General features: G+C 65.5%; 18 protein-coding genes. 4 read left to right on the top strand and 14 right to left on the bottom strand.

The window, feature by feature from the left end; translation table 11 throughout:
* Positions 1-59: 59 nt before the first annotated feature.
* The 4 genes from B2X67_RS17990 to B2X67_RS18005 form a co-directional block, all read right to left on the bottom strand.
* Positions 60-1,667: a carboxyl transferase domain-containing protein gene (locus B2X67_RS17990; RefSeq protein WP_286786340.1), complete on the bottom strand. Its 1,608-nt coding sequence runs from the start codon at positions 1,665-1,667 to the stop codon at positions 60-62.
* Positions 1,668-1,737: 70 nt separating this feature from the next.
* The gene (locus B2X67_RS17995; RefSeq protein WP_286786341.1) at positions 1,738-2,901 is read right to left on the bottom strand and encodes an isovaleryl-CoA dehydrogenase; all 1,164 of its coding nucleotides are present in this window, start codon (positions 2,899-2,901) and stop codon (positions 1,738-1,740) included.
* A 49-nt stretch (positions 2,902-2,950) separates the two neighbouring features.
* A complete protein-coding gene (locus B2X67_RS18000; protein ID WP_286786342.1) occupies positions 2,951-3,328 on the bottom strand; it encodes a MerR family transcriptional regulator in 378 nt (125 codons plus the stop codon).
* A 248-nt stretch (positions 3,329-3,576) separates the two neighbouring features.
* On the bottom strand, positions 3,577-4,512 hold the full coding sequence (locus B2X67_RS18005) for a LysR family transcriptional regulator (RefSeq protein WP_282338573.1): 936 nt from the start codon (positions 4,510-4,512) through the stop codon (positions 3,577-3,579).
* 149 nt (positions 4,513-4,661) lie between these two features.
* On the opposite strand from B2X67_RS18005, the gene B2X67_RS18010 reads away from it, so the two are divergent.
* Positions 4,662-5,891, top strand: coding sequence for an acyl-CoA dehydrogenase (locus B2X67_RS18010; RefSeq protein ID WP_286786343.1), 1,230 nt, complete (start codon positions 4,662-4,664; stop codon positions 5,889-5,891).
* 48 nt (positions 5,892-5,939) lie between these two features.
* Here the strand turns inward: B2X67_RS18010 and B2X67_RS18015 are convergent, their stop codons facing one another.
* Together B2X67_RS18015 and alaC are read right to left on the bottom strand one after the other, a co-directional pair.
* Positions 5,940-6,383 carry a thioesterase family protein gene (locus tag B2X67_RS18015; protein ID WP_286786344.1) on the bottom strand — a complete coding sequence of 148 codons (444 nt, stop codon included), beginning with the start codon at positions 6,381-6,383 and terminating at the stop codon, positions 5,940-5,942.
* Positions 6,384-6,450: 67 nt separating this feature from the next.
* Complete coding sequence (gene alaC, locus B2X67_RS18020; protein ID WP_090230614.1) at positions 6,451-7,683, bottom strand: alanine transaminase; 1,233 nt, start codon at positions 7,681-7,683, stop codon at positions 6,451-6,453.
* Positions 7,684-7,910: 227 nt separating this feature from the next.
* Between alaC and ampC the strand changes: the two genes are divergently transcribed.
* The gene (gene ampC, locus B2X67_RS18025; RefSeq protein ID WP_286786345.1) at positions 7,911-9,074 is read left to right on the top strand and encodes a class C beta-lactamase; all 1,164 of its coding nucleotides are present in this window, start codon (positions 7,911-7,913) and stop codon (positions 9,072-9,074) included.
* Positions 9,075-9,255: 181 nt separating this feature from the next.
* Here the strand turns inward: ampC and B2X67_RS18030 are convergent, their stop codons facing one another.
* The gene (locus B2X67_RS18030; RefSeq protein ID WP_286786346.1) at positions 9,256-9,465 is read right to left on the bottom strand and encodes a YgdI/YgdR family lipoprotein; all 210 of its coding nucleotides are present in this window, start codon (positions 9,463-9,465) and stop codon (positions 9,256-9,258) included.
* A gap of 135 nt (positions 9,466-9,600) precedes the next feature.
* Positions 9,601-12,201, bottom strand: coding sequence for a bifunctional aconitate hydratase 2/2-methylisocitrate dehydratase (gene acnB, locus B2X67_RS18035; protein WP_286786347.1), 2,601 nt, complete (start codon positions 12,199-12,201; stop codon positions 9,601-9,603).
* Between the two features lie 401 nt (positions 12,202-12,602).
* Between acnB and B2X67_RS18040 the strand changes: the two genes are divergently transcribed.
* Positions 12,603-13,082 (top strand): DUF1289 domain-containing protein, encoded by a 480-nt coding sequence (locus tag B2X67_RS18040; protein ID WP_286786348.1) that lies wholly within the window; start codon positions 12,603-12,605, stop codon positions 13,080-13,082.
* A 55-nt stretch (positions 13,083-13,137) separates the two neighbouring features.
* Here B2X67_RS18040 and B2X67_RS18045 read toward each other — a convergent pair whose 3' ends face one another.
* Entirely contained in the window at positions 13,138-14,001 is an 864-nt protein-coding gene (locus B2X67_RS18045) for a universal stress protein (RefSeq protein WP_286786349.1), read from the bottom strand.
* Between the two features lie 211 nt (positions 14,002-14,212).
* Between B2X67_RS18045 and B2X67_RS18050 the strand changes: the two genes are divergently transcribed.
* Positions 14,213-14,812, top strand: a complete 600-nt coding sequence (locus B2X67_RS18050) for a tRNA-(ms[2]io[6]A)-hydroxylase (RefSeq protein WP_286786350.1) — start codon at positions 14,213-14,215, stop codon at positions 14,810-14,812.
* A gap of 24 nt (positions 14,813-14,836) precedes the next feature.
* On the opposite strand, the gene B2X67_RS18055 is transcribed toward B2X67_RS18050, so the two are convergent.
* The 5 genes from B2X67_RS18055 to B2X67_RS18075 form a co-directional block, all read right to left on the bottom strand.
* Entirely contained in the window at positions 14,837-16,117 is a 1,281-nt protein-coding gene (locus B2X67_RS18055) for a nitrate regulatory protein (RefSeq protein WP_286786351.1), read from the bottom strand.
* A gap of 12 nt (positions 16,118-16,129) precedes the next feature.
* Positions 16,130-16,894: a uroporphyrinogen-III C-methyltransferase gene (gene cobA / locus B2X67_RS18060; protein WP_286786352.1), complete on the bottom strand. Its 765-nt coding sequence runs from the start codon at positions 16,892-16,894 to the stop codon at positions 16,130-16,132.
* 33 nt (positions 16,895-16,927) lie between these two features.
* On the bottom strand, positions 16,928-18,592 hold the full coding sequence (locus B2X67_RS18065; RefSeq protein WP_286786353.1) for a bifunctional protein-serine/threonine kinase/phosphatase: 1,665 nt from the start codon (positions 18,590-18,592) through the stop codon (positions 16,928-16,930).
* Positions 18,593-18,600: 8 nt separating this feature from the next.
* Positions 18,601-19,812: an MFS transporter gene (locus tag B2X67_RS18070; RefSeq protein ID WP_286786354.1), complete on the bottom strand. Its 1,212-nt coding sequence runs from the start codon at positions 19,810-19,812 to the stop codon at positions 18,601-18,603.
* Positions 19,813-20,152: 340 nt separating this feature from the next.
* Positions 20,153-21,235, bottom strand: coding sequence for an endonuclease NucS domain-containing protein (locus B2X67_RS18075; RefSeq protein WP_286786355.1), 1,083 nt, complete (start codon positions 21,233-21,235; stop codon positions 20,153-20,155).
* Positions 21,236-21,249: the final 14 nt, after the last annotated feature.

Here is a 21,249-nt window from a genome sequence, read left to right on the forward strand (position 1 = left end):
GTAGGGTGCGCCACGCGCACCAAAGCCGGGTTGCGGTGCGCGCGGCGCACCCTACGGATTCACATGCGGAACACACCGAAACGGCTCGGCGCTATTGGCGCATTGAGGCTGGCGGAGATGGCCAGGGCCAGTACTTCGCGGGTTTGCGCCGGGTCGATGACGCCGTCGTCCCACAGCCGCGCGCTGGAGTAGTAGGCGTGGGCCTGGCGTTCGTACTGCTCGACGATGGGCTGTTTGAGACGCTGCTCGTCGTCGGCGGAAAACGCCTGGCCGCTGCGTTCGCTCTGTTCGCGCTTGACCTGTACCAGCACCCCGGCGGCCTGCTCGGCGCCCATCACGCCGATCCGCGCGTTGGGCCACATCCACAGGAAGCGCGGATCGTAGGCGCGGCCGCACATGCCGTAGTTCCCGGCGCCGAAGCTGCCACCGATGATCACGGTGAACTTCGGTACGCGGGCGCAGGCCACCGCATTGACCAGCTTGGCACCGTGCTTGGCGATACCGCCGGCCTCGTATTTCTGCCCGACCATGAAGCCGGTGATGTTCTGCAGGAACAGCAGCGGAATGCCGCGCTGGCAGGCCAGTTCGATGAAGTGCGCACCTTTCTGCGCCGATTCGGCGAAGAGGATGCCGTTGTTCGCCAGGATCGCCACGGGGTAGCCGTGCAGGTGGGCGAACCCGCAGACCAGCGTGGCGCCGAACAGCGCCTTGAATTCGTCGAAGGCCGAGTCGTCCACCAGGCGCGCGATCACCTCGCGCACGTCGAACGGCTGCTTGGCGTCGGCCGGAATCACCCCGTATAGCTCCTCGGCGGCATAGCGCGGGGCGAGCGGTGCACGGCTGTTTATCTCTCCCTGCTTGCGCCAGTTGAGGTTGGCGACGCAGCGCCGGGCCAGGGCCAGCGCGTGCTCGTCGTTCTCGGCGTAATGGTCGGCGACGCCGGAGGTCTTGCAGTGCACGTCGGCGCCGCCCAGTTCCTCGGCGCTGACCACCTCGCCGGTGGCGGCCTTCACCAGCGGCGGCCCGGCGAGGAATATCGTGGCCTGGCTGCGCACCATGATGGCTTCGTCGGCCATGGCCGGCACGTAGGCGCCGCCGGCGGTGCAGGAGCCCATGACCACGGCGATCTGCGGGATGCCCTGGGCGCTCATGTTGGCCTGGTTGAAGAAGATCCGGCCGAAGTGCTCGCGGTCAGGAAACACCTCGTCCTGGCGCGGCAGGTTGGCGCCGCCGGAGTCCACCAGGTAGATGCAAGGCAGGCGGTTCTGCTGGGCGATGGCTTGCGCGCGCAGGTGCTTCTTCACCGTCAACGGGTAGTAGCTACCGCCTTTCACCGTGGCGTCGTTGGCGATGATCATGCATTCCACGCCCTCGACGCGGCCGATGCCGGCCACCACGCCGGCGGCCGGAACCTCCTCGCCGTAGACCTCGTGGGCAGCCAGTTGGCCGATCTCGAGAAACGGCGAGCCGAGATCGAGCAACTGGTCGATGCGTTCGCGCGGCAGCAGCTTGCCACGCGCGGTGTGACGTTCCTGGGCGCTGGCGCCGCCGCCCTCATGGACCCGGGCGAGCAGGGCGCGCAGCGCGTTGACCTGCTCCAGCAGCGCGGCGCTGTTGGCGGCGAACTCGGGCGAACGCGGGCTGATCCGGGTGTGCAGGATGGTCATCTGTGCTTCCTGTAGGGTGCGCCGTGCGCACCATGGCAGTGTGTGCGGTGCGCGCGGCGCACCCTACGGATCACCTGGTCTCGTTGAACAGCTCGCGGCCGATCAGCATGCGGCGGATCTCGCTGGTGCCGGCGCCGATCTCGTAGAGCTTGGCGTCGCGCAGCAGCCGGCCGGTGGGGAATTCGTTGATGTAGCCGTTGCCGCCGAGGATCTGGATTGCATCCAGGGCCATCTGCGTGGCGCGCTCGGCGGTGTAGAGGATCACCCCGGCGGCGTCCTTGCGCGTGGTCTCGCCGCGGTCGCAGGCCTGGGCCACGGCGTAGAGGTAGGCACGGCTGGCGTTGAGCTGGGTGTACATGTCGGCGACCTTGCCCTGGATCAGCTGGAACTCGCCGATGCTCTGGCCGAACTGCTTGCGGTCGTGGATGTACGGCACGATCACGTCCATGCAGGCCTGCATGATCCCGGTCGGGCCGCCGGAGAGCACCACGCGCTCGTAGTCGAGGCCGCTCATTAGCACGCGCACGCCGCCGTTGAGCTGGCCGAGCACGTTCTCTTCCGGCACTTCGACATCGTCGAAGAACAGCTCGCAGGTGTTGGAGCCGCGCATGCCGAGCTTGTCGAACTTCGCGCCGCGGGAAAAACCCTTCCAGTCGCGCTCGACGATGAAGGCGCTGATGCCGTGCGGACCTTTCTCCAGGTCGGTCTTGGCGTAGATCACGTAGGTGTTGGCGTCCGGGCCGTTGGTGATCCACGTCTTGCTGCCGTTGAGCAGGTAGCGGTCGCCGTGCCTGTCGGCGCGCAGTTTCATGCTGACCACGTCGGAGCCAGCGTTCGGTTCGCTCATCGCCAGGGCGCCGACGTGCTCACCGCTGACCAGTTTTGGCAGGTAGCGGGCCTTTTGCTCGGCCGTGCCGTTGCGCTTGATCTGGTTGACGCACAGGTTGGAGTGGGCGCCGTAGGAGAGGGCGACCGACGCCGAGCCGCGGCTGATCTCTTCCATGGCGATCACATGGGCCAGGTAACCCAGGCCCGAGCCGCCGTACTCCTCCTCGACGGTGATGCCGAGCAGGCCCATGTCGCCAAGCTTGCGCCACATATCCAGGGGGAACTGGTTGCTGCTGTCGACTTCGGCGGCGCGCGGTGCCAGTTCGCTGGCGACGAATGCCCGGGTCTGCTCGCGGAGCATGTCGAGGGTTTCGCCCAGGGCGAAGTTGAGGCTTGGGTAGCTCATGGTGATCACCTGTTTCTTGTTGTTGTGGTGAGTCGTGCAGCGATCGGCGTCAGGCGGTGGTGGCGGCCATCGCCGCCCGGCAGCGCTCCTCGGCGGTGTCCAGTTCCAGTTTCATCTGTTCGATGTCGAGCAACTGCTGGTCGAGTTGTCCCCGGCGCTCCTCGATCTTGCGCATGAAGGTTTCCAGCTGAACGCGATTGCCCTCGGCCGGATCGTAGAGCTCGATCAGTTCCTTGCATTCGGCCAGGGAGAAACCGATGCGCTTGCCGCGCAGGATCAGTTTGAGGGTCACCTTGTCGCGGCTGTCGTAGACACGCTCCTGGCCGCGGCGCTCGGGCGCCAGCATGCCCTGCTCCTCGTAGAAGCGGATGGCGCGGGGCGTGATGTCCAGCTCACGGGCGAGCTCGGAGATGGAATAGCGGCTCATCGAGGTGACCTTCACATTTGCTTGACGTTAACGTAAAGCAAGGTTGACGTTAACGTCAACACGGATTGACGCCTATCGATTGACTGGGGATGCGGGGAGTGAAGGCGGAGAGGTTTGTTCCGAGGGCCAGGGTTCGGCAAGTGAGCATTTCGCCCAACGAGATCGACGGTGAAGCGCAGGCCGCCGAAAGCTAGAATCTACTTTAGCTTTAAAGCGGCCTTTTAAATCAATGATTTAATGAGTAAATCTCATGTTGAAACTGCGGGGACGGCCTTCTGTTCGCTCGCCGAGACCTTCTGTGCGATCTCGATCAACTGCTCGCGCATCCAGCGGTTGGCCGGGTCCTGATCGGTGCTCTCGTGCCAGTAGAGATGGCTTTCGACGTTGGGCACGTCGTTCACCGGGAGATCGACGTAATGCAGGTCGTGCCGCTTAGCGAAGCGCTCGGGGACGGTCATCGCCATATCGGTCTGTTGCAAAACGGTGGATGCCATCAGGTAATGCTGCGAGCGCAGTACCACCCGGCGCTGGATGCCCATCTTGCCCAGCGACAGGTCGACGTAGCCGAGGCCGCTGCGTCGACTGGAGATGTGGATGTGGCTGAGCGACAGGTAGTCGTCGAGGCTGATCTTCTCTTTCGCCAGCGGATGTCCGCGGCGCAGGGCGCAGACGTAGCGGTCGTCGAGCAGCTTGACGTGGCGTACCTGAGGGTCGGTGTTCAGCGGCGCATCGACGGCGAAATCCAGGCGCCCCGCGGCCAGTTCCTTGGTCATTTCACGTCGCCGCGACAGCATGCTTTCGATGCACACCTGCGGTGCCAGGCGGCGCAGACGCTGGAACAGCGGCGGCAGCAGCACGGCCTCGGTGAGATCGGTCATGCTGACCCGGTAGGTCTTGTTCGCCTGCTGCGGGTTGAAGATCCGGCTTTCCTGAACCGACACCCGCAGTAACTGCAGTGCGTTGCGCACCGGCCCGATGATGTTTTGCGCCATCGGCGTCGGCACCATGCCCTGGGCGGTGCGCACGAATAGCGGGTCGTTGAAGGTCTCGCGCAGGCGGGCGAGGGCGTTGGACACCGCGGGCTGAGTGATGCCGACGATCTGTCCGGCACGGGTCAGGTTGGCCTCGCTGTAGATGGCGTCGAACACGATGAAGAGGTTGAGGTCGACCTTGCTGAGGTTCATTGTCACGCGTCCTTTTGTCTTTGTTATGGGTCGATCATATATAAGTTATGAATGTTAATACACGACAAAAATAGCTTCGATTAATCCAAATAGCTGCTCTAGCATCTTCTCCATCACTTAACGAAAACCGCCCTAGAAGGTTTGCCGCGATGGATTTCTCCTACTCTCCCAAGGTTCAGGAACTGCGCGAACGCGTCACCGCATTCATGGAAGCCCATGTGTATCCCGCCGAGCCGGTCTTCGAGCGGCAGGTTGCGGAGGGCGACCGCTGGCAGCCCACCGCGATCATGGAGGAGCTCAAGGCCAAGGCGCGCGCCGAAGGGCTGTGGAACCTATTCCTGCCGGAGTCCGAGTACGGTGCCGGCCTGACCAACATGGAGTACGCGCCGCTGGCGGAGATCATGGGCCGCTCGCTGATGGGCTCCGAGCCGTTCAACTGCTCGGCGCCGGACACCGGCAACATGGAAACCCTGGTGCGCTACGCCAACGAAGCGCAGAAGCAGCAATGGCTGGAACCGCTGCTGAGGGGGGAAATCCGCTCCGCCTTCGCCATGACCGAGCCGGGCGTGGCGTCCTCCGACGCCACCAACATGCAGGCGAACGCCGTGCGCGACGGTGACGAGTGGGTGATCAACGGACGCAAGTGGTGGACCTCCGGCGCCTGCGATCCGCGCTGCAAGATCATGATCTTCATGGGCCTGACCAACCCGGATGCGCCGCGTCACCAGCAGCACTCGATGATCCTGGTGCCGAGCGATGCGCCAGGCGTGACCATCCTCCGGCCGCTCCCGGTGTTCGGTTACGACGACGCGCCGCATGGCCACGCCGAAGTGCTGTTCGAGAACGTCCGGGTTCCCTACGAGAACGTGCTGCTGGGTGAAGGGCGCGGTTTCGAGATCGCCCAGGGCCGCCTCGGGCCTGGCCGTATCCACCACTGCATGCGCTCGATCGGCATGGCCGAACGGGCACTGGAGCTGATGTGCAAGCGCGCCGCCAGCCGCACCGCGTTCGGCAAGCCGCTGGCCCGTCTGGGCGGCAACATCGACCACATCGCCAATTCCCGCATCGAGATCAACCAGGCACGCCTGCTGACCCTGAACGCCGCCTACATGATGGACACCGTGGGCAACAAGGTGGCGCAGAGCGAGATCGCGCAGATCAAGGTGGTGGCGCCGAATGTCGCGCTGAACGTCATCGACCGCGCGATCCAGATCCACGGCGGCGCCGGTGTATCCAACGACACTCCGCTGGCGTACTTCTGGGCGATGCAACGCACCCTGCGCCTGGCCGACGGCCCGGACGAAGTGCACCGCATGGCGGTCGGCAAGTTCGAGATCGGCAAGTATGTGCCGAGGGAGATGCTGCGCTCGGGGCGTTGATCCCAAGCCCGAAAAAAAGCCCGCGAAAGCGGGCTTTTTCGTTTCGCCTCAGTCCAGCCAGTTCACCCTGGGGAACAGCGCGCGGAAGGCTTCCGGCATCGCCACCACCCGCGACTGCCGATAGTCGAAGAACACGAAGCCGGACTTGGCCATGGCGATCAGTCGGTCATCGGCGGGGCGCGTGATGCGGAAGGTGATGTCGCCGCCGTAGCGGTTGAAATCCATCACGCCCACCTCGAAGAGCAACTGATCGCGGGCGTGGGCCTCGGCCTTGTAGGTGGTGGCGAGGTCGGTGACGATGATGCCGCCGCCATCGGCGCGCGATTCGCCGATGCCGTACTCGAACAGAAAGCGCGCGCGGGCCTCGGAAATCATCGAGATCATCGAGTCGTTGCCCAGGTGGTTGGCGCCGTTGATGTCGGTGATGCGCACGGTCAGCTGGGTGCTGAAGCAGTATTGGTCTTCCGGGAAGTCGAGAATCAGGCGGGCCATGTTGCAACTCTTTGGGGCGGGACGGTAGCGAAAACCCGGCCTCGGGCGAGGCCGGGAGCTGACGGCTTCAGCTTTCGGAGGTATGCGATTTGGCCGAGCCGATCAGGCCGTCGGCGCGGAACATGTGCTTGATACCGCGCACCGCCTGGCGGATCCGGTCCTGGTTCTCGATCAGGGCGAAGCGCACGTGATCGTCACCGTAGTCGCCAAAGCCGACGCCCGGCGAGACGCAGACCTTGGCATCGGTGAGCAGCTTCTTGGCGAATTCCAGCGAGCCGAGCGCCGCGTAGGCGTCGGGAATCTTCGCCCAGACGTACATCGACGCCTTGGGATTCTCGACCATCCAGCCGGCCTCGTGCAGGCCCTTGACCAGCACGTTGCGACGCTGGCGGTACTGCTCGGCGATATCGCGCACGCACTGCTGGTCGCCTTCCAGGGCGGCAATCGCGGCGACCTGCAGCGGGGTGAAGGTACCGTAGTCGTGATAGCTCTTGATCCGCGCCAGGGCGTTCACCAACTGCTTGTTGCCGACCATGAAGCCGATTCGCCAGCCGGCCATGTTGTAGCTTTTGGACAGGGTGAAGAACTCCACCGCGATGTCCTTGGCGCCGGGCACCTGCATGATCGAGGGCGCCTTCCAGCCGTCGTAGACGATGTCGGCGTAGGCCAGGTCGTGCACCACCAGCACGTCGTACTGTTTGGCCAGCGCGACCACGCGCTCGAAGAAATCCAGCTCGACGCACTGCGCGGTCGGGTTGGAGGGGAAACCGAGGATCATCATCTTCGGCTTGGGGATCGATTCGCGGATCGCCCGTTCCAGTTCGGTGAAGAAGTCGATGCCCGGCACCAGCGGAACGGAGCGCACCTGGGCGCCGGCGATCACCGCGCCGTAGATGTGGATCGGGTAGCTGGGGTTGGGTACCAGCACCGTATCGCCATGGTCAAGCGTGGCGAGCATCAGGTGCGCCAGGCCTTCCTTCGAACCGATGGTGACGATGGCCTCGTCTTCCGGATCAATGTCCACTTGATAGCGATCGGCATACCAGCGCGAGATCGCCCGGCGCAGGCGCGGAATGCCTCGCGAGGTGGAGTAGCCATGGGTGTCTTCGCGCTGGGCGACGCTGCAGAGCTTCTCGACGATATGCGGCGGGGTCGGCCCATCGGGGTTGCCCATCGACAGGTCGATGATGTCCTCGCCACGACGGCGCGCGGCCATCTTCAGCTCGGCGGTGATGTTGAAAACGTAGGGGGGGAGACGATCGATACGCGCGAAGCGGCGCGCGGTGCGGACTTCAGTCATGCTTGCCTCGAAAACGTGAGCGCCCGGAACCGTCCGAGCGACGTCGGCCACTGCGGTGGCCAGGCCGGACAATAAGGCCCGGCGCAGGCTTTGTCGAGCGTCTCGATGCGCGGCATAGCGGTTGCTGGCTGCCACGAAACGATAGGCTTTCCGGCGACTCGAACGGCAACGCTTATTCGGGCGCCCAGGTCGGTGCCGTCCTGCACAACGAGAGAGAACCTTATCCGATGACTCGGCGCCCCATCGCCCTGGGCCTTTTTGCCGCCAGCCTTTCCGTGACGCTGCCGGCGGCGGCCATGTCTGAAGCGCAGTTCCAGACCGAGACCGACACGCTCTTCGCGCCGCTGATGGCGCAGTACGACATACCCGGCCTGGCGGTCGGCGTGACCTGGCAGGGCAGGCACTATGTGTTCACCAAGGGGCTGGCGAACCGCGAAGCGAAGACAGCGGTGTCCCGCCAGACGCTGTTCGAACTGGGCTCGCTGAGCAAGACCTTCAACGTCACCCTGGCGGCGCTGGCCCAGGAACGCGCGCTGTTGTCGCTCGATGACCGAGTTGGCGCGCATCTGAAGCCGCTCGACGGCAGCCCGGCCGGGGCGCTGAGCCTGATGGACCTGGCCACGCACCAGAGCAGTGGCATGCCCCTGCAGGTGCCGGATCAGGTCAAGGATGAGAACGGCCTGATGAACTGGCTGCGGCAGTGGAAACCCACGCCGGGCGCCGGTCACGAGCGGTCCTACTCCAACGTCAGCATCGGCCTGTTGGGGCGTATTTCCGCCCAGGCGTTCGGCCAGCCCTACGCCCAGGCGCTGCATGATCAGGTGCTCGCGCCGCTGGCGCTGAATCACAGCTACGTTCAGGTGCCAGACGCTCGGATGCCGGATTACGCCTATGGCTACGTGCGGCAGGACAACAAGGCCATTCGCGTGAGCCCGGGTGTCCTCGATGCCGAGGCCTACGGCGTGAAATCCAACGTCGGCGACATGCTGCGTTTCATCGATATCAACCTGGGCGGGGCAAGCGTGCCGGCTCCGCTTGCGGCGGCCATCGAGACGACCCATCAGGGCGTAACGCGTACCCGGAACTTCACCCAGGCGATGGTCTGGGAGCGCTACCCCTGGCCGCTTTCCCGCGAGCGACTGCTGGCCGGTAACGCGCCGTCCATGGCCTTGGAAGCGCAGCCTGCGACTCGACTGCCGAAGCGGGAAACAAACGAGCAGGGCGTGCTGTTCGGCAAGACCGGCTCGACCAATGGCTTTGGCGGCTACGTGGCCTTCGTGCCGGACGAGCGCATCGGCGTGGTGATGCTGGCCAACCGCAACGTGCCCCTTGAGGCTCGTGTGCGGGCGTCCTATGCGCTGTTGCAGCAGGTGCTGAAGGCGCAGCGCTGAGGGCCAGGCATTCTTCGGGCGCAGGAGCGTGCCAAAGCCTCAGTACGCTTAGAGCTTTTTTCACTGTGATTTGGCCAGCGCCATCCGCTTGGCAGCTGCGTCGGCAGGCAGCGCGGCGCTTCGCTTCAAATCTTTGGCATAAAAAAGCCCCGCCGGGGCGGGGCCTCGGCTGGCTTGGAACTCAGCGCTCCATCACCTGCTTGACCTGCGATTGCGGGATCTGCTGCTTGCGACCGTCGCTGTCCTCGAACTCCAGCAGGCCGGTATCTTCGTCCAGCTCCGGCTTGCTGTCGCTGCTTAGCATCTGTCCGTCGTTGGTGGCGATGATGTAGTCGTGGGCGCAACCGGCCAGGCCGAGTACGCAGAAGGCGGCAAAAATCCACTGTTTCATGCTGTAGCTCCTTACGGGATCGTGATTCGCCAAAAAGGCGTTCTCTGGCTCTGACAAGCCTGAGCAACGGATGCTCCCTAAGAAAAGAAAAAGCCCCGCACTGGGCGGGGCTCCTTCCTTGCTGCTGCGTTGCTATCAGGCCTGAACGACCGGGATATTGGCGCTGGCAGCCGCTTCCTTGTACTCGGCGATCTGGTCGAAGGACAGGTAGCGGTAGACGTCGGCAGCCATGCTGTCGATGTTCGCCGCGTAGCCCATGTACTCCTCGACGGTCGGCAGCTTGCCGAGGATCGACGCGACCGCCGCCAGTTCGGCGGAGGCCAGGTACACGTTGGCACCGTCGCCCAGGCGGTTCGGGAAGTTGCGCGTGGAAGTGGAGACCACGGTGGAGTTCGACGCCACGCGTGCCTGGTTGCCCATGCACAGCGAGCAGCCGGGCATTTCCATGCGTGCACCGGCTTTGCCGTAGATGCCGTAGTAGCCTTCCTCGGTCAGCTGGTGCTGGTCCATCTTGGTCGGCGGCGACAGCCACAGGCGAGTCGGAATCGAGCCCTTGACCTTGTCCAGCAGTTTCCCGGCGGCGCGGAAATGACCGATGTTGGTCATGCACGAACCGATGAACACTTCGTCGATCTTCTCGCCGGCGACGGTGGACAGCAGGCGGGCATCATCCGGGTCGTTCGGGGCGCAGAGCACCGGCTCCTTGACTTCCGCCAGATCGATTTCGATGACTTCGGCGTACTCGGCGTCGGCATCGGCTTCCATCAGCTTCGGATCGGCCAGCCAGGCTTCCATCGCCTTGGCGCGGCGCTCCAGGGTGCGGGCGTCGCCGTAACCTTCACCGATCATCCAGCGCAGCAGGGTGATGTTGGAGTTCAGGTATTCGGCGATGGCGCCTTCCGGCAGCTTGATGGTGCAACCGGCCGCCGAGCGCTCGGCTGAGGCATCGGACAGCTCGAACGCCTGCTCGACGGTCAGTTCGTTGAGGCCTTCGATCTCGAGGATGCGGCCGGAGAAGATGTTCTTCTTGCCTTTCTTCTCTACGGTCAGCAGGCCTTTCTGGATCGCGTAGTAGGGAATCGCGTGAACCAGGTCGCGCAGGGTGATGCCAGGCTGCATCTTACCCTTGAAGCGCACGAGTACGGATTCCGGCATGTCCAGCGGCATCACGCCGGTGGCGGCGGCGAACGCCACCAGGCCGGAGCCGGCCGGGAACGAGATGCCGATCGGGAAGCGGGTGTGCGAGTCGCCGCCGGTGCCGACGGTGTCGGGCAGCAGCATGCGGTTCAGCCAGCTGTGGATGATGCCGTCGCCCGGACGCAGCGACACGCCGCCACGGTTGCGGATGAAGTCCGGCAGCGTGTGGTGGGTGGTGACGTCAATCGGCTTCGGATAGGCCGCGGTGTGGCAGAAGGACTGCATCACCAGGTCGGCGGAGAAGCCCAGGCACGCCAGGTCCTTCAGCTCGTCGCGGGTCATCGGGCCGGTGGTGTCCTGGGAGCCGACGGTGGTCATCTTCGGTTCGCAGTAGGTACCGGGACGCACGCCTTCGACGCCGCAAGCCTTGCCGACCATTTTCTGCGCCAGGGTGTATCCCTTGGTGCTGGCGACGGGCTGGTCGGGCTTCTTGAACAGGTCGGTGGCGGGCAGGCCCAACTCGGCGCGGGCCTTGTCGGTCAGGCCACGGCCGACGATCAGCGGGATACGGCCGCCGGCGCGAACTTCGTCGAGCAGCACCGGGGTCTTCAGTTCGAAGGTGGTGATGACTTCGTCGGTGCCGTGCTTGCAGACCTTGCCGGCATGCGGATAGACGTCGATCACGTCGCCCATGTTGATGTTCGACACGTCGAACTCGATCGGCAGGGCGCCCGCGTCTTCCATGGTGTTGTAGAAGATCGGCGCGATCTTCGAGCCGAAGCAGAAGCCGCCCGCGCGCTTGTTCGGCACGTAGGGGATGTCGTCGCCGAAGAACCACAGCACCGAGTTGGTGGCGGATTTGCGCGAGGAACCGGTACCGACCACGTCACCAACGTAGGCGACCGGGAAGCCCTTGGCGCGGATTTCCTCGATCTGCTTCAGCGGGCCGATGGAGCCCGGCTGGTCGGGAACGATGCCGTCACGGGCCATCTTCAGCATGGCCAGTGCGTGCAGCGGGATGTCCGGGCGCGACCAGGCGTCAGGCGCCGGCGACAGGTCATCGGTGTTGGTTTCGCCGGTGACCTTGAACACGGTCAGGCTGTATTTCTCGGCGATCGCCGGCTTCTTGGTGAACCACTCGCCGTCGGCCCAGGATTGCAGCACTTCCTTGGCGGCGGCGTTGCCGCTCTTGGCCTTCTCGGCCACGTCGTGGAAGGCGTCGAACATCAGCAGGGTGTGCTTCAGCTGCTCGGCGGCGGTGGCTGCCAGTTCGGCGTCGTCGAGCATCTCGACCATGGTGACGATGTTGTAGCCGCCCTGCATGGTGCCGAGCAGTTCGACAGCGCGCTTCTTGTCGATCAGCGGGGAAGTGGCTTCGCCCTTGGCCAGCGCGGAAAGGAAACCGGCCTTGACGTAGGCGGCTTCATCGACGCCCGGCGGTACGCGGTTGGTGAGCAGATCGAGGAGGAATTCTTCTTCGCCGGCGGGCGGGTTCTTCAACAGCTCGACCAGGCCTGCGGTCTGCTCGGCGTTCAGCGGCTGGGGCACGATACCCTGGGCGGCACGCTCTTGTACGTGTTTGCGGTAGGCTTCAAGCACAGTTTTACCCTCATCAGTGGTCCCGGAGGACACATAGTGGAAACCGACTTACGCATGCGCTTCTCCGCTTCTTGGGCGGGTCGGCCAGGGTCCGTCGGTTTCCATCCAGAAGCTGTTTTCAAAGTTTTACGCCGCAGGATCGGGCTTGATGAGGGCTGGCGCATTGCAGGTCGAGCGGGTCGACATGCCTGCGCCAACGAATCGTCCTGACGGGAGTTACTGTGCTCGTGACGCTTTGAAAACAGCTTCGAACGGACATTGGCGCCGAAAACGGCGGAGCTCATCCTACCGGAAAACGGGTGCGAAGTTAAGCCGCGGACCGGCAGTCGGACGGGGTGACCGGTGTTAGACAAAGGGCTAAGATGCCGGCCTGTTTCGCCGCCCGCCTTTCGTTGTTCGCCATGTCCAATCAGCGCATCAAGACGCCCTGCGTCGGTCTCTGCTCCACCGTCTACGGCGATCTGGTCTGCCGAGGCTGCAAGCGCTTCCACCATGAAGTGGTCAACTGGAACGCCTATAACGAGGACGAGCGCCGCGCGGTGTGGGCGCGTCTCGAGGTGCTTCTCGATCAGGTCATGCAGGCCAAGCTGGAGGTGTTCGATACCTCGCGCCTGCGCCAGCAGCTCGAACAGCGGCAGATCCGCTTCGTCCCCGAACAGTCGCCGTACTGCTGGGCCTACCAACTGATCGCGCGCGGCGCGCGGGTGATCAGCCAACTGGATGCCTATGGCGTGGTGCTGATGCCGGAGTTTCGCGGCTGGACGCTGCCTGACCTGCGCGACGCCATCGACCGCGAGTTCTTCATCCTGTCCGAGGCGCACTACGAGCGCTACATCGCCCCGAAATTCCTCCGCGAAGGCGTCGAGCAGCGCTTTCCCTGACGCGACGCTGCGTAACGAAAAAGCCGCCCGTAGGCGGCTTTTTCATGGGCATCGTTCAGCGCTGGGCGACCAGTTCCTCGAGGTGGTCGATGATGTCGTCCGGCTTCAACACCAGCACGTCGCTTTCCAGCGAATCCAGCACCACTTCGGCGGTATTGCCGATCAGTGCGCCGGAAAACCCGCTGCGCCCCACCGTGCCGAGCACCGTGACGGCGGCGTGCAACTGGTCCGCCACCTGGGGAATCACCACGTCGGCCGGACCTTCGCAGACGTGCAGGCGTTCCGCCGGCACGTCGTACTCCGTCTGGAACACCGCGCACGCCTCCCGGTAGCGCGCCTCGATGGTCTCGCTGAGCTGGAAGGTCGGGTCGGCAGAAGCAAGCATCGCCGCCGGGTGGGCGCTGACGACGTGCAGCGAGGCATTGGCCAGCTCGGCGATGTCGTAGGCATGACTGACGATGCTGGCATGCAGCGTGCGGTGCTCGCTGTCCGAGTTGCCGACATCGACGGCGGCGAGCACCTTGCCGCCGGTCCAGAGCCTGTCGGTTTTCACCATCAGCACCGGGGCAGGGCAGTAACGCAGCAGTTTCCAGTCATCCGGCGTCAGCAGCAGGCGCTTGAGGGCGTTTTCCGCAACGTGCTGCTTGATCACCAGCCCGCAGCCTTCGGCCTGCTGGGCGTTGATCACCGTCTGGTGCGGACTCTCCTGCCAGGCCTGCTGCGCGCTGGCGCTGTAACCGTCGCGTTCCAGTTCGCTGACCCGTTCGTTGAGGTAGCTGGCGTGCTGGCGCTTGTTGTCGCAGACCAGCAGATGCAGGTGCGATTGGGTTACGCCGGCGATGAGGCGGGCGCGCTTGAGTGCCAGGTCGTCGGTCTGATCGGGCTGTATGACCACCAGGATGCTGCGGATGGCGTGCATGGTGCTGTCCCTCGTTGCCTGTTTCGACCCGATTGACTGTAGACGCAGGGTCCGGCGCCGCGCTTGATGCATATCAACCGTGCCAGGCTGGCCCTGCGACGGTGCATTCGTATAATGCTGCGCTTCGCGATATCGACCCGAGCCGCCATGCCTTTCCACACCGTCTCCCCGCGTTCCGCCGTTCGCCTTCCGCTTCATGGGGAGCGTGCGCATGCTGCCTGAGATCGGTGAATTCCTCGGTTGCAGCACGCCGGACGCCTGGATCGCCGCCGCGTTGCAGCAGCAGGACGTGATGCTGCTGGATCACAAGAACTGCGAGTTCAAGGCCGCGTCCACGGCGCTCAGCCTGATCGCCCGCTACAACGCGCACGTCGACCTGATCAACTACATGTCCCGTCTGGCCCGCGAGGAGCTGGTGCACCACGAGCAGGTCCTGCGCCTGCTGAAGAAGCGCAGGATCGGCCTTCGCCCGGTCTCCGCCAGCCGCTACGCCTCCGGCCTGCGCAGCACGGTGCGCAGCCACGAACCGCAGAAGCTGGTGGACACGCTGGTGGTGGGCGCCTTCATCGAGGCACGCAGCTGCGAGCGCTTCGCCGCGCTGGTTCCGCATCTGGACGAGGAACTGGGCAAGTTCTACTACGGGCTGCTGAAGTCCGAGGGCCGGCATTTCCAGAACTACCTGCGTTTCGCTTACCAGTACGGCGACGCTGCGGATGTCGAGCAGACGGTCGAGCGGGTGAGGGTGGCGGAAGCCGAGCTGATCCAGAGCCCGGACAGCGAGTTCCGCTTCCACAGCGGCGTGCCGGCCTGATCGATCAGGCGTTCGCCAATCCGCTCAGCCGCGAGCCGGATTGGCAGCTTCCTTGCGCAGGTGGGTCATCACCTGGTCGGCCACCTCGGCCAGGCGTTTGCCGCTGTCCATCGCCGTGCGCAGCAGCTGCTCATGGGCGGCCTGCTCGCTCAGTTGATAGCGTTTCATCAGCAGGTTTTTCGCCTGATCGACGCGTTTGCGCTCGCTGAGGGTGCTGCGTGCGTCCTTCAATTCCTCGCCCAGTGCTTGCAGGCGCTGCGTCTGTTCATGAACCAGGTCGAGGATCGAGCGGTTCAGCTGGCTACCGATACCGTCCTGCGGCGGGCCGTCGAGCGCGGTGCCCTGAACGTTGAACAGCACCGGCTGGGTGTTCGCCGCATTCCCGACCAGGCGCTTGAGCAACGCGCGGTGGTTGTCGAGATCGGCGCCGGCGTCGGCGATGCTCTGCCGGCAGCGTTGCAGCAGGTCCCGGGCCAGCAGGTTCTCGACCTGTTTCATCGCATCGATGCGCCGGGTGCAGACGTCGAACCACAGCTCACCGAGATCGGCGTCCACCGTCGCGTTCTCCGCCGTGCGTTGCGCGACCCCGCGCAACGAGCGCAGCTGGGCCTCCATGTCGCCCGCCAGGAGGTCTTCCCAGGCCGCCAGCGCGGAGGCATTGGCATACTCGCGGAAGATGTCGAAGCAGCGCTGCTGGCCTTCGAGCAGGTGGCGCATTCGTTCATGCTGCGCGTCGTCGAGGTAGCCGGCGGCGAACCCGGCGACGCCGGTCGCGCGTTCCTGGCCGGCGAGCTCCTTGCCCTGCATGAAGTTGAACATCGCCACCAGGGCGCGGCTGAGCTCGGGGTCGAGGGCGGTGTCAGCGGCCTCGAAGACCACGGCGAGCAGACCCCCGATCAGGCGGGTGAAGCCCGTCATCGCTTCGCTGGAGGTCACTCGCTGTTCGCGGACGCGGCGGCGCAGGCGCGGCAGGTCGTCGAGGCTGTAGAGCACGAAGGCGATCCGGTTGAGCAGCCGCGCCTTGTCCGTCGAGCCGCCGAGATCGAGCTGCTCCAGGCAGTCGCGCAGCTGCTTCTCGCTGTGCCGGGACTCGTCGCTGAGGCGGTCGAGGGTGGTCAGCAGGCGCTCCTGAACGTTGCCCAGGTACATGTTCGAGTAGCCGCGCTCCTTCTGTAGGGCATGCACCAGTTGGCTGATCAGCGTCACCAGTTCGCAGGTGACGGCCAGGCTTTCCAGGCTCTGCAGTTCGCAGCGGCGGGCGGCGAGCATGAAGCGCAGGGCGGCGGGCATGCTGTCGTCGGTCATGGTCTTGCTCCTTCAAAGAATCGCGGCCGCTCCATGGTCGCGCATGGATGCACCGGCGAGCTGATGCACGTGACGTGCCGCCACTTCGCCGATCACCAGCACGGCAGGGCTTTGCAGGGCGAAGTCCGCGGCGTCGTGTTGCATGCGCGAGAGCGTGGAACGGCACTCGCGCTGGCCCGGCAGCGAGGCCTGTTCGATCATCGCCACCGGGGTGTCGGCAGGGAGGCCTCCGGCCAGAAGATGATTGCGGGTTTCGCCCAGCTTGGCCACGCCCATGTAGACCACCAGCGTCGTGCCGCTGCGCGCCAGGGCCGACCAATCGGGGCTGGCGCCGTCCTCGGTATGCGCCGTGACCAGCGTGACTCCGCGAGCCACGCCGCGCAGGGTAAGCGGGATGCCGCACTGGGTGGCGGCGGCCAGCCCGGCGGTGATGCCGTTGACGATTTCGCAGGCGACGCCGTGCCCGGCCAGCCATGCCGCTTCTTCGCCGCCACGGCCGAAGATGCACGGGTCGCCGCCCTTCAGGCGTGCCACGCAGCGGCCCTGGCGGGCGTAGCGCAACATCAGGCGCTGGATGAATGCCTGCGGGGTGGAGCGGCAGCCGCCGCGCTTGCCGACGCGCAGGACGCGCGCCTGCGGGCAGTGCGCGAGGACCTGCGGATTGACCAGGTCGTCGAGCAGCACCACCTCGGCTTCGCCCAGGGCACGCACGGCCTTGAGGGTGAGGAGTTCCGGATCGCCGGGGCCGGTGCCGATCAGCCAGACTTTCGCATTCATGGGTTTACCTCGTTAGGTGCTTGGCGGTCGGTCTCAGTGCCGATAGAGCCAGGTGAGGATCAGTGCCAGGTTGAGCAACAACGACAGCCCGGCGATCGCTCGCCAGGTTTTCAGGGGTTCGCGCTGCAACAGCGGGCGCGCGAGGGGGGGCGGCTGGCGTTCGCCCTGTTCCAGTTGCAGCAGGGCTTCTTCGGCGGTTTCGAAACGGTCGGCCGGATCGCTGGCCAGGCAACGCGCCAGCCAGGCGTCGAGCCAGGCCGGCAGTTCCGGCCGTCGTCGAGCCGCACTCACCGGCGGCGAATGGAAGCGCGGAACCTGGAACGCCTCGACCTCGCCATAGGGAAACTGCCCGGTGAGCAGCCGATGCAGGGTGACGCCGACGGCGAACAGGTCCTGGCGCGGCTCAGGCGTGGCGCCGTGATAGCGCTCCGGGGCGATGTAGCTGGGCGTGCCCGGCAGGCCGTAGGCACCGTCGCGCGACAGTCCGGGGCAATAGGCCAGGCCGAAATCCAGCAGGCGCAGCTCGCCGTCCACGCCACGGTGCAGGTTCTCCGGTTTGATGTCGCGGTGCAGGATGTTGCGCCGGTGCAACTGGCCGACCGCGCGCAGCAGGCGCGTCGCGCAATCCAGCCATTCGGCGAGCGGCAAGGGGCCGTCCGCCTCGAGCTGCTCGGCGAGGCTGCGACCGGCGTACTCGCGCTGCACGTAGTAAAGGTGGCGACGCCGGGGCAGCGGATGGATCTCGACGAAGGCGCGGCCCGGCACACGGCGCTGCAACCATTCCTCCATCATCAGTGCCTGCGCGGCCGATCCATCCTCGGCCAGCGCGGCGGGCAACGTCTTCAGCAGCCAGTGCCGGCCCTGCTCGTCGGCCACGCGATAGCGCCGCGACTGCTGCGATTCACTGAGCAGCGCCAGCACCTGCCAGCCCTCGAAACGCTGGCCCTGCTTGAGCGCCGGCGCCGGTGGCCAACTGGCGGCCTGGTCCTGCCAGTCGCTTTCCGGCAGCGCTTCCACGCGGATCAGCAGTGCGCTGGCATTGTCCTGGCTGCCGGCGCAGTGCGCGGCATGCACCAGCGCCTGCGCGGCCGAGCGAGGGTCGTTGGTGGCCTGCAACAGGCTGCGCACGCCCGCGTCGCCCAGCGTGCTCCATACGCCGTCGCTGAGCAGCAGGAGGGTGTCGCCGACGTTCAGCTCGCCCTCGCTGAAGTCGGCCACCAGATGGCTTTCCAGGCCCAGGGCGCGGGTCAGCACATGCTGCATGCCCGGTTGTTGCCAGACATGGTCCTGGCTCAGCCGGCGCAGTTCGGCGTCGCGCCAGCGGTAGGCCCGGCAGTCGCCGACATGTGCGAGGGTGAAGCGTCGCCCGCGCAGCACCAGCGCCGACAGTGTGGTCAGCAGCGGCTGGCCGTTGCCGGCGGTCTGCAGCCAGCGGTTCTGCGCCTGCAGCAGTTTTTCCAGGCTCTGCGTCACGCTCCAGGTTTCCGGCGTGGCGTAGTAGTCCTGCGCCAGGGCCTGCACGCTGGATTGCGCCGCCAGTCGGCCGTCGGCGCAGTAGCTCACGCCGTCGGCCAGGGCGAACAGGCAACCCTTGCTGCCGGCCAGCGAGGGTTCCGGGAGCACGCTGCGCAACGCGTCCTGGTTCTCCTCGCGCGGGCCGGTGGCGCTGGCTTCGCCGATGACGAGCTTGAGCGACATGCGCGGGCTCAGACGCGCGCTGCGGTGGAGGCCGCGGAGCCCCAGGTGGTGCGCCAGCGACGCTTGACGCCGCACAGGCCGAACCAGGCAACCACCGCCAGGCTGGCGAACAGCCACAGGCCGAGCTGGTAATCGCCGGTCGCCTGCTTCACCGCACCGAGGCCGGACACCAGCAGGAAGCCGCCGATGCCGCCGGCCATCCCGATCAATCCGGTCATCACGCCGATCTCGCGATGGAAGCGCTGCGGCACCAGCTGGAACACCGCGCCGTTGCCCGCGCCGAGGCTGAGCAGCGCGACCACGAACAGGCTCAGTGCCACCAGCGAACTGGAAATGTGGAAGCCGACGGCGGCGATGCAGATGGCGGCGAGGGTGTACATCGCCAGCAGGCTGCGGATGCCGCCGATACGGTCGGCCAGCGCGCCACCCAGCGGGCGGAACAGGCTGCCGCCGAACACGCAGGCGGCGGTGTAGTAACCGGCCGTCACCGGATCGAGGCCGTACTGGTCGTGGAAGTAGCCGGGCAGGGCGCTGGCCAGGCCGAGGAAGCCGCCGAAGGTCACGCTGTAGAAGAACATGAACCACCAACTGTCCTTGTCGCCGAGGGCGCGAGCGTAATCGGCCATCCGCTTCGGTGCCGGACGCCGGGGGGCGTTACGGGCGCAGAGCACGAACAGCGCGAGGGTGATCGCCAGCGGAATCAGGGCAAAGCCGAACACGTCGTTCCAGCCGAACATCTTCGCCAGCGCCGGTGCGAACAACGCGGCGAACACCGTGCCGGAGTTGCCGGCACCGGCGATGCCCATCGCCTTGCCCTGGTGCTGCGGCGGATACCACTGCGACGCCAGCGGCAGCGCGACGGCGAAGGAGGCGCCGGCAAAGCCGAGGAACAGGCCGAGCAGCAGCGTTTGCTCGTAGCTGCGCACACCCGCCAGCCAGGCCACCGCCAGCGCGGCGATGACCACACACTGGCCGAAGATGCCGGCGGTCTTGGGTGACGTCCTGTCGGCGAAGAGGCCGAGGATCAGGCGGAACACCGCGCCGGCGAGAATCGGCGTGGCGACCATCATCGAGCGCTGCTGGGTGGTCAGTTGCAGGTCGGTGGCGATCTGCACGGCCATCGGCCCGAGCAGGTACCAGACCATGAAGCTCAGGTCGAAATACAGGAAGGCCGCGAACAGCGTCGGCGTGTGGCCGGCTTTCAGGAAACTGGAGTTCATCGTGAATCCCCTCATCTTTTTCAGGCGCAAAAAAAAACGCCAGAGCATCGTCCCGTTATCGGGTGGATGCCCTGACGCCTTTGTCAGGAGGTGGATGACCATGGGGATCATCCGCGCTGTATTGATAGCAAGGACCGGGCCATGGACTCGTTTTATTGGAGCTAACCGGCCATGGAGCGAATTTCCTCGTCAAGAACGCTGCAGTTTCCCGCTTATCGACGGGTAACAGGCCCGTTCACGGTTGAGCACTGGGGCGCACGGGCTTCGCGTGTTCCTGCTTTCTGTCACCAAGTAGTGCGCCGGACTTCACTTTGGTGCATTGGCCGCGTCGGCGGTGTGATCAGAGGACGCCGAAACGTTCCTTGAGCCGGTCCACCGTCCAGCGCCACTTGGGCGTGGTCGGGCGGCAGATGGTGTTCTGGTTACCGAACAGACCGACCTCTTTCACCGCGTGTTCCAGCGGCACGCTGTGCAGCCAGTCGACCGACACGAAGTACTCGCTGTGTTCGGGGTCGTCGATGAACTCGCTGTGGTAACTCGCGCCTTTTGCCAGCTCCAACACGGGAACTTCCCGGCCCTGGTAATCGACAAGGAACTCCGCTGCTGGCGTCGCGTAACCGGTGACCCGCGCTACGCCCACATAGCCCTGCTGAGGCACGTTGACCCAAACCCGGTCGCCGGGTGCGAGCATCTTCAAGCTGTTGCTGTACCAGCTACCACCGCCGCCGCAGATGAAGCCCAGTTCCTTGGCGTCGCTCCAGGAGCGAGCTCCACCGTGGCCAAAGGAACAGTAGTACTCGCCATTCCAGGGTTCGCTCGGCGTGCCCGGCTTGCTGGCGCCGGCAGCCTGGGGGGCATCGACGGGGTCGAGCAGCCAGCTGCGACTGATCAGGGCCTGTTCACCCAGGTGGAATACCTGGAAGCACAGCACGTTGATGGCGATATCGCGCTCGCTCAGGTAGCCGACGATGCGCTCGCTGCTGGCATCCAGCTCGGCGGCGACGATGACGATCTGATGGTTCTGATTCAGCGCCTCGGCCTCCAGCGGCGCGCCGAAGCGCGCCTGGAAGTCCGCCGCCAGGTCGGCGCCGGGCTTGAAGCGCTGGTAGATGGCCTCTATGTCGTTGGCCTGCAGGCGCTCGACCCACACCTCATAGTCCAGCGCCTGCGCCACCACCTCACGCGGGGTGCGCTCGCGCTTGAGTTCGATCAGCACCAGCGAGGCATCCGGCGCGAGCGCCAGCAGGTCGATGCGCCCGCCCTGGCCGGTGCTTTCCTGCCGGCCGATCAGCAGCCAGTCCTCGGAGAGCAACGCCGGGGCGCTGACGATCATGTCTTCAAGAAACTGCTCGCTGGCCATAACGGCGGTTTTCAGCGGCGCCGGCTGGGCGCCGACCGTCCAGATTTGCGTGCGAATGGGCATCCCTGCACTCCTGT

The sequence above is a fragment of the Pseudomonas sp. UBA3153 genome, assembly GCF_002364635.1.
Taxonomy (GTDB): domain Bacteria; phylum Pseudomonadota; class Gammaproteobacteria; order Pseudomonadales; family Pseudomonadaceae; genus Pseudomonas_O; species Pseudomonas_O kuykendallii.

Excerpts from the sequence above, each read along its gene's own strand:
- B2X67_RS17990 (WP_286786340.1), bottom strand. The coding sequence starts at position 1,667 with ATGACCATCCTGCACACCCGGATCAGCCCGCGTTCGCCCGAGTTCGCC.
- B2X67_RS17995 (WP_286786341.1), bottom strand. The coding sequence starts at position 2,901 with ATGAGCTACCCAAGCCTCAACTTCGCCCTGGGCGAAACCCTCGACATG.
- B2X67_RS18000 (WP_286786342.1), bottom strand. The coding sequence starts at position 3,328 with ATGAGCCGCTATTCCATCTCCGAGCTCGCCCGTGAGCTGGACATCACG.
- B2X67_RS18005 (WP_282338573.1), bottom strand. The coding sequence starts at position 4,512 with ATGAACCTCAGCAAGGTCGACCTCAACCTCTTCATCGTGTTCGACGCC.
- B2X67_RS18010 (WP_286786343.1), top strand. The coding sequence starts at position 4,662 with ATGGATTTCTCCTACTCTCCCAAGGTTCAGGAACTGCGCGAACGCGTC.
- B2X67_RS18015 (WP_286786344.1), bottom strand. The coding sequence starts at position 6,383 with ATGGCCCGCCTGATTCTCGACTTCCCGGAAGACCAATACTGCTTCAGC.
- alaC (WP_090230614.1), bottom strand. The coding sequence starts at position 7,683 with ATGACTGAAGTCCGCACCGCGCGCCGCTTCGCGCGTATCGATCGTCTC.
- ampC (WP_286786345.1), top strand. The coding sequence starts at position 7,911 with ATGACTCGGCGCCCCATCGCCCTGGGCCTTTTTGCCGCCAGCCTTTCC.
- B2X67_RS18030 (WP_286786346.1), bottom strand. The coding sequence starts at position 9,465 with ATGAAACAGTGGATTTTTGCCGCCTTCTGCGTACTCGGCCTGGCCGGT.
- B2X67_RS18040 (WP_286786348.1), top strand. The coding sequence starts at position 12,603 with ATGTCCAATCAGCGCATCAAGACGCCCTGCGTCGGTCTCTGCTCCACC.
- B2X67_RS18045 (WP_286786349.1), bottom strand. The coding sequence starts at position 14,001 with ATGCACGCCATCCGCAGCATCCTGGTGGTCATACAGCCCGATCAGACC.
- B2X67_RS18050 (WP_286786350.1), top strand. The coding sequence starts at position 14,213 with ATGCTGCCTGAGATCGGTGAATTCCTCGGTTGCAGCACGCCGGACGCC.
- B2X67_RS18055 (WP_286786351.1), bottom strand. The coding sequence starts at position 16,117 with ATGACCGACGACAGCATGCCCGCCGCCCTGCGCTTCATGCTCGCCGCC.
- cobA (WP_286786352.1), bottom strand. The coding sequence starts at position 16,894 with ATGAATGCGAAAGTCTGGCTGATCGGCACCGGCCCCGGCGATCCGGAA.
- B2X67_RS18065 (WP_286786353.1), bottom strand. The coding sequence starts at position 18,592 with ATGTCGCTCAAGCTCGTCATCGGCGAAGCCAGCGCCACCGGCCCGCGC.
- B2X67_RS18070 (WP_286786354.1), bottom strand. The coding sequence starts at position 19,812 with ATGAACTCCAGTTTCCTGAAAGCCGGCCACACGCCGACGCTGTTCGCG.
- B2X67_RS18075 (WP_286786355.1), bottom strand. The coding sequence starts at position 21,235 with ATGCCCATTCGCACGCAAATCTGGACGGTCGGCGCCCAGCCGGCGCCG.